The organism is Poseidonibacter sp., from assembly GCF_041821165.1.
Classification (GTDB): Bacteria; Campylobacterota; Campylobacteria; order Campylobacterales; family Arcobacteraceae; genus Poseidonibacter.
Genome location: NZ_JBGUES010000151.1, coordinates 1 through 5,951, shown reverse-complemented (window position 1 = coordinate 5,951; position 5,951 = coordinate 1). Strand labels below are relative to the sequence as shown.

General features: G+C 24.4%; 5 protein-coding genes. 4 read left to right on the top strand and 1 reads right to left on the bottom strand.

Going from position 1 to position 5,951, the window contains the following annotated elements; translation table 11 throughout:
* The 4 genes from ACERKK_RS10545 to ACERKK_RS10530 all read left to right on the top strand — a co-directional run.
* Window positions 1–432: response regulator transcription factor (locus ACERKK_RS10545; RefSeq protein WP_373773042.1), on the top strand; the 432-nt coding region annotated here is incomplete at its 5' end.
* Window position 433: 1 nt separating this feature from the next.
* Complete coding sequence (locus ACERKK_RS10540) at window positions 434–1,624, top strand: ArsS family sensor histidine kinase (RefSeq protein WP_373773041.1); 1,191 nt, start codon at window positions 434–436, stop codon at window positions 1,622–1,624.
* Between the two features lie 30 nt (window positions 1,625–1,654).
* Window positions 1,655–2,521 (top strand): DMT family transporter, encoded by an 867-nt coding sequence (locus tag ACERKK_RS10535; RefSeq protein WP_373773040.1) that lies wholly within the window; start codon window positions 1,655–1,657, stop codon window positions 2,519–2,521.
* Window positions 2,522–2,620: 99 nt separating this feature from the next.
* Complete coding sequence (locus tag ACERKK_RS10530; protein ID WP_373773039.1) at window positions 2,621–3,946, top strand: Na+/H+ antiporter family protein; 1,326 nt, start codon at window positions 2,621–2,623, stop codon at window positions 3,944–3,946.
* A 272-nt stretch (window positions 3,947–4,218) separates the two neighbouring features.
* Here ACERKK_RS10530 and ACERKK_RS10525 read toward each other — a convergent pair.
* Window positions 4,219–5,951 (bottom strand): EAL domain-containing protein (locus ACERKK_RS10525; protein ID WP_373773038.1); only part of this gene is annotated, 1,733 nt, incomplete at its 5' end.

Below are 5,951 nucleotides of genomic sequence, written 5' to 3'. Positions count from 1 at the left end.
ATCTCTTCAGCAAGGGGTGATATTGGAAATAAAATACATGGTTTTGAATTAGGTGCTGATGATTATCTTTCAAAACCTTATGAGCCAAGAGAGCTTGTATTAAGAATTGAACATATATTAAAAAAAGAAAAAAATAGTAAAAGTAAAATTAGTGATTTTATAATTGATAGAGAAAATCGAAGTGTTATTATGGATGATTACAATATTGATTTTACTAAAATAGAGTTTGAAATTTTTATGTTTTTAATAAAAAATATAAATAAAATCTCATCAAGAGAACAAATACTAAACGCAACTTCATTAGATGAAAATACAAAAAATAGAACTATAGATATGCATATTTCAAATATTAGATATAAAATAGGTGATGATTCAAAAATGCCTAAATATATCAAATCTGTTTGGGGTATTGGTTATAAGTTTGTAGGTTAGTATGTCTATCTTTAAAAAAATATCAATTCTTTTTATTTTTAGTTTAATTCTTATGAGTATTATTGGTTTTTGGACTGATTCTATAAATTCAAAAAGAATTGATAGTTTAATAAAAGATAAATATATAGAAATCTCAAATGAAATATTAGTAAATATAAATAATGAAAAAGATTTAAATAATATATATTTAAAATATGAATTAGAGCCTATTTTAGATTATGAAGATAAAAATAATGAAGTATTTTATTTCAAAAAACATACCTTTGGATTTATCTCAATACAAAAAGAGTCTTTTGATGATGAACTAATAATAAAGATAAAATATTTAGATGAATTTCTTATTTTAAAAACGCAAGATGAAGAGAATATAAATGATAAACTTATATTAAATATCTTGATTTTTATTGATATTTTTATATTAATGCTTACGTTTATTTATATACTAAATCTTCTTTCTCCTTTGAAAAAAATCACTCAAAAAATCACAAGTTTTGCAAATGGTGATTTATCAAGTAGAATAGATATAAAATCAAATGATGAAATAGGAATATTATCAAACTCATTTAATCAAATGGCAAGTTCACTACAAAGTCTTATTCAAACAAGAGAAGAGTTATTAAGAGATATAGGACATGAGCTTAGAACTCCAATAGCAAAAGGGAAGTTTGCAATTGAAAAAATTGATGATTTTTCACAAAAAGAGCTTTTAAAAAAGATATTTAATGATTTAGAAATTTTAACAGATGAGTTAATTGAACTTGAAAAATTAAATTCTAATAAATTAAATATAAGTACTTTCTCAAGTGAAACTTTGATTATTGAATCATTATCAAAATTATATTTAGATGATGAATCAAAAATAGAAATTTTTATAAAAAATGATTTTAAGATAAATGCTGATTTAGCTTATTTAAGTACAGCGCTTAAAAACCTAATTCAAAATGCTCTAAAATATTCAATATCTTTTCCTATTGAAATTTATGCACAAGATAATAAAATCATAGTAAAAAATGAAGGTGAAAAACTATCAAAAGAGTTAGAGTATTATCTTAGACCTTTTACACAAGAATTATCTCAAAGAGATGGTTTTGGTTTGGGTTTAAGTATTGTTCAAAAAATTATATCTAAGCATAATTTTAAATTAGAGTATGATTATTCTGATAATAAAAATATTTTTACTATTATTATTTAAAACTCTTAAATTTATGATATATTGTTATTTATGCTTTTAAATATAAAACAAAATGAAAAATTATTACTAACAATTTTTTTATCACTAATCTTTTTAGCACTTAATTCTATACTTTGTAAAGCTGCTTTAGTAAGTAATTTAATCGATGCTTACTCTTTTACATTTTTTAGGATTATATCAGCAGCCTTAACTTTGATTTTAATTTATTTATATAAAAATAAAAAATTAGTATTTAATACAAAAACAAATTGGCTTAGTTCTTTTATGCTTTTTATTTATGCTATTTGTTTTTCATACTCATATTTAAGTATTGATGCAGGACTTGGAACACTTTTATTATTTGCTATTGTCCAGCTTGTAATGGTTTTTGCATCACTTTTTTATAAAGAAAAAATAAATATACAAAAAGTAATAGGAATAGTTTTAGCTATATTTGGACTTATTTATTTACTTTATCCAACACAATCTTTTGAAGTCTCTTTTTATCATGCTTTTTTGATGATTATTTCAGGAATAGCATGGGCTGTATATACAATTATTGGAAAAAAATCTATAAATGCCTTGGCAAATACAATGGATAATTTTATAAAAGCAACATTATTTGTAGTGCTTTTTTATTTTGTATTTACAATAGATAATTTACATTATTCATTTAATGGAGTAGTTTTGGCTCTTATTTCAGGAAGTATAACTTCTGCTCTTGGTTATGTTCTTTGGTATGAAGTTTTACCAAAAATACAAATTATAACAGCAGGTGTAATTCAACTTTTTGTACCAATACTTTCAATTATACTTTCAATAATTTTTTTAAATGAAACACTTACAAATACTTTATTAGTTTCAACAGTTATTATTATTTTAGGTATTTTAATCACAATTTTTTCAAAAACTAAATAAATCATTTTATCTTTCTCTTACTCAATTTGCAATACACTTCGTGCTTATTTGAAATTAATATACATAAAATAAATCGTTTTTATGTAATAAAGGGAACAGATGAATTCTGTAGTAATTGCCGTTACGGTAATGGTAATACTTTCACTTGTGAGAGTAAATATTGTTATTGCTTTAATAATAGGAGCAATAATTGGTGGTTTAAGCGGAGGTCTTGGCTTAAATGAAACAATTGAAGCATTTAATAAAGGCTTAGGAAATGGTGCAACAATAGCATTATCTTATGCAATGTTAGGAACATTTGCAGTTGCTATTTCTAAATCTGGAATTACTGATTTATTATCAAATATGATTATAAAAAAAGTAAATTCAAATGCAAGTGCGATGCAATTTATTTATATAAAATATATATTATTAGCATTAGTTTTATTTGCTGCAATCTCTTCTCAAAACTTAGTGCCTGTTCATATTGCATTTATTCCAATTTTAATTCCGCCTTTACTTCATTCAATGGCAAAATTACAACTTGATAGAAGAGTAGTTGCTTGTGTTATCACTTTTGGTTTAGTTGCAACTTATATGTTTTTACCTATTGGATTTGGTGGAATATTTTTAAATGAGATTTTATTAAAAAACTTAGTAAATAATGGCGTTGAGGCTATTTCATCACAACTTCCAATGGCTATGGCAATTCCTGTTTTTGGAATGTTTTTAGGTTTATTAGTAGCTATTTTATTCTCTTATAGAAAGAAAAGAGCTTATGATGTTAGTAAAATACTTGAAGTAGAATCAGAAAAAAAAGATATTAATCCTTTCTATATTTTTATAGCTTTAATTTCTATTATTACAGCACTTGGTTTACAACTTTATACAAACTCTATTATTATAGGTTCATTAGCTGGATTTATCATCTTTATTGTTGCAGGAGTAATCAAAGCTAACGAAACTCAAGATTTCTTTACAAGAGGTCTTAAAATGATGGGAATGATAGGTTTTATTATGATAGCTGCAAATGGTTTTGCAAGTGTTCTAACAAGTACAGGTGGAGTTGAAACTTTAGTATCTTCTGTTGTTGATATTATTGGAAACAATAAATCATTAGCTGCTTTACTTATGTTACTTGTTGGTTTATTTATTACTATGGGAATTGGTTCATCTTTTTCAACTATTCCAATTATTGCAGCAATTTATGCACCATTATGTTTACAATTAGATTTTTCAGTTATGGCAACAATTACTTTAATCGGAACAGCAGCAGCACTTGGTGATGCTGGAAGTCCAGCTTCTGATTCTACACTTGGACCAACATCTGGACTTAATGTAGATGGACAACATGACCATATTTGGGATTCAGTAGTTCCTACTTTTATTCACTACAATATTCCTCTAATTCTTTTTGGATGGTTTGCTTCTGTTTATATTTTTTAATAAGAGTTAGAATAAGCTTTGCTTATTCTAATCTTCTTTAAATGGATTATGGAATTTTAGTTGAGATGGAGCAGGTGCTTCATTTAATTCTTTTTCTATTTTCTTTTTCTTTTTTTCTTCAACTTTTGTTGCTACGTTTGGGTTCATTAGCTTATCTATAAAAATAAATACAAAGGCTAAAAATACAATGACTGAGGCTATTTTAAATATTAGATCTGATAAATTATTAGTTTTCATAAAATTATTTTTACATATATGTTATTAAAACTTTGTTAATTATTAATCTTTGCATTTGGTTCACTAAAATAATAACCTTGAGAATAGTCAATTCCTAACTTATCTACAATTTCATAAACTTCTTTATTATGAACAAATTCAGCAATACATGGAATATTAACATTTTTAGCAAAAAATGAAATAGCTTTTGCAATTTCATAACTTTTAGGATTTGTATTGATATCTTTTATATATTTTGCATCAATTTTGATAAAATCAATCTCTAAATCTAATATTCTTTCAAAATTAGAGTATTCAGCTCCAAAATCATCAATAGCTATTTTAAAACCATAGCTTTTTAATTTTGTTAATTGTTTTATATGATTTTTTTTGCCAGTTGAGCTAATACCTTCAAGTATTTCTAAAATTACTCTATTTTCTTTTATATTGTACTCTTGTGATTTTTTATGTAAGTAGTCTACTAGATAGTCATGAGACAAATCATCTTCTGTAATATTTATAGAAAAGGTATGAGTATTTGTTTGCATTACTTTAAAAGTTTTATCAATTACAATCTTTGTGATTTCAGGAAGTAAACCTGTTAGTTTTGCAGCTTCTAAAAATACAAAAGGAGAAATAACTTTGCCATCTTTTTCAATACGAACTAAGGCCTCATATTTTTCAATAATATTTGTTTTATTATTATAAATACCTTGAAAATAGGGTAATACTAAATTATTAGATATTGCATCCCTTAAAAGATTACTTGTATTTATAAATGCTTCACTATGTTCATAATCAGTAGAGTCTAAATTTTCATCAAAAATATGAAAACGATTTTTCCCATTTTCTTTTGATTTTTTTAAAGCAGATGCAGCATTTCGTAAAAGAAAAGTATTACCAACAGAAGCACCATATGAAAAAGTAATATTTAGCTGTAATCTATTTGTATTAATTACATTAGAGTTAAAATACTCTTTTAATTCAAATATTTTTTCTTCAATATTAATCACATTTTCAAATAATAATGCAAACTCATCTGCATTAATTCTACAAGTTTTATAAATATTAAAATTTGTATTAAATATAGATGCTAGTTTGATTAATAAATCATCAGCTGTTTCAAAACCGTATGCTGTATTTATGTAACTAAAATTATTTACATTTAATAATATTAATGAGTATGAGTTTTTATTTTCTAATATTTTCTCAAGATAAGTTTTATTATAAAGTTTTGTTAGAGAGTCATGATATGCCATATATTCAAGTTTATTTTGTGCATTTTTTAATTCAGTTAAATCACTAAATACAGCTAAATAGTTTTGTGCATTTCTATCTTCATCATATAAAGCACTTATACTCATCCATTGAGTGATTAAATCTCCATTTTTTTTCTTATTAGTAATTTCACCAGACCAATTTGAATTATTTTGAATATCAAGCCACATATTAGTATAAAAATCTTTTGTATATTGACCTGAGGCTAAGAAGTTTGGATTTTTTCCAAGTAATTGGGATTCTTTATATCCATATATTTTTTCAAAAGAATTATTTACTTCAATAATTTTATTTTTTGAGTCTGTGATAATCATTCCTTCTGAAGCATTTTCCATAGCCTTAGAAAAAATATTTATTCTTTTTTCATTCTCTTCATTTTTTAATACAATATTTACAATAGAAGCAGCAGTTTTTAGAAGTTTTTTATGAAATGATGCAGGATATCTATGCTCAAATGAAGATAGGGCAAATGAACCTACTGCTTTATTATTCTTATCTCTAATTGGCATAG

What these genes read in the sequence shown, in the direction of transcription:
- ACERKK_RS10540 (WP_373773041.1), top strand. Translation starts at nt 434, where the DNA reads ATGTCTATCTTTAAAAAAATATCAATTCTTTTTATTTTTAGTTTAATT.
- ACERKK_RS10535 (WP_373773040.1), top strand. Translation starts at nt 1,655, where the DNA reads ATGCTTTTAAATATAAAACAAAATGAAAAATTATTACTAACAATTTTT.
- ACERKK_RS10530 (WP_373773039.1), top strand. Translation starts at nt 2,621, where the DNA reads ATGAATTCTGTAGTAATTGCCGTTACGGTAATGGTAATACTTTCACTT.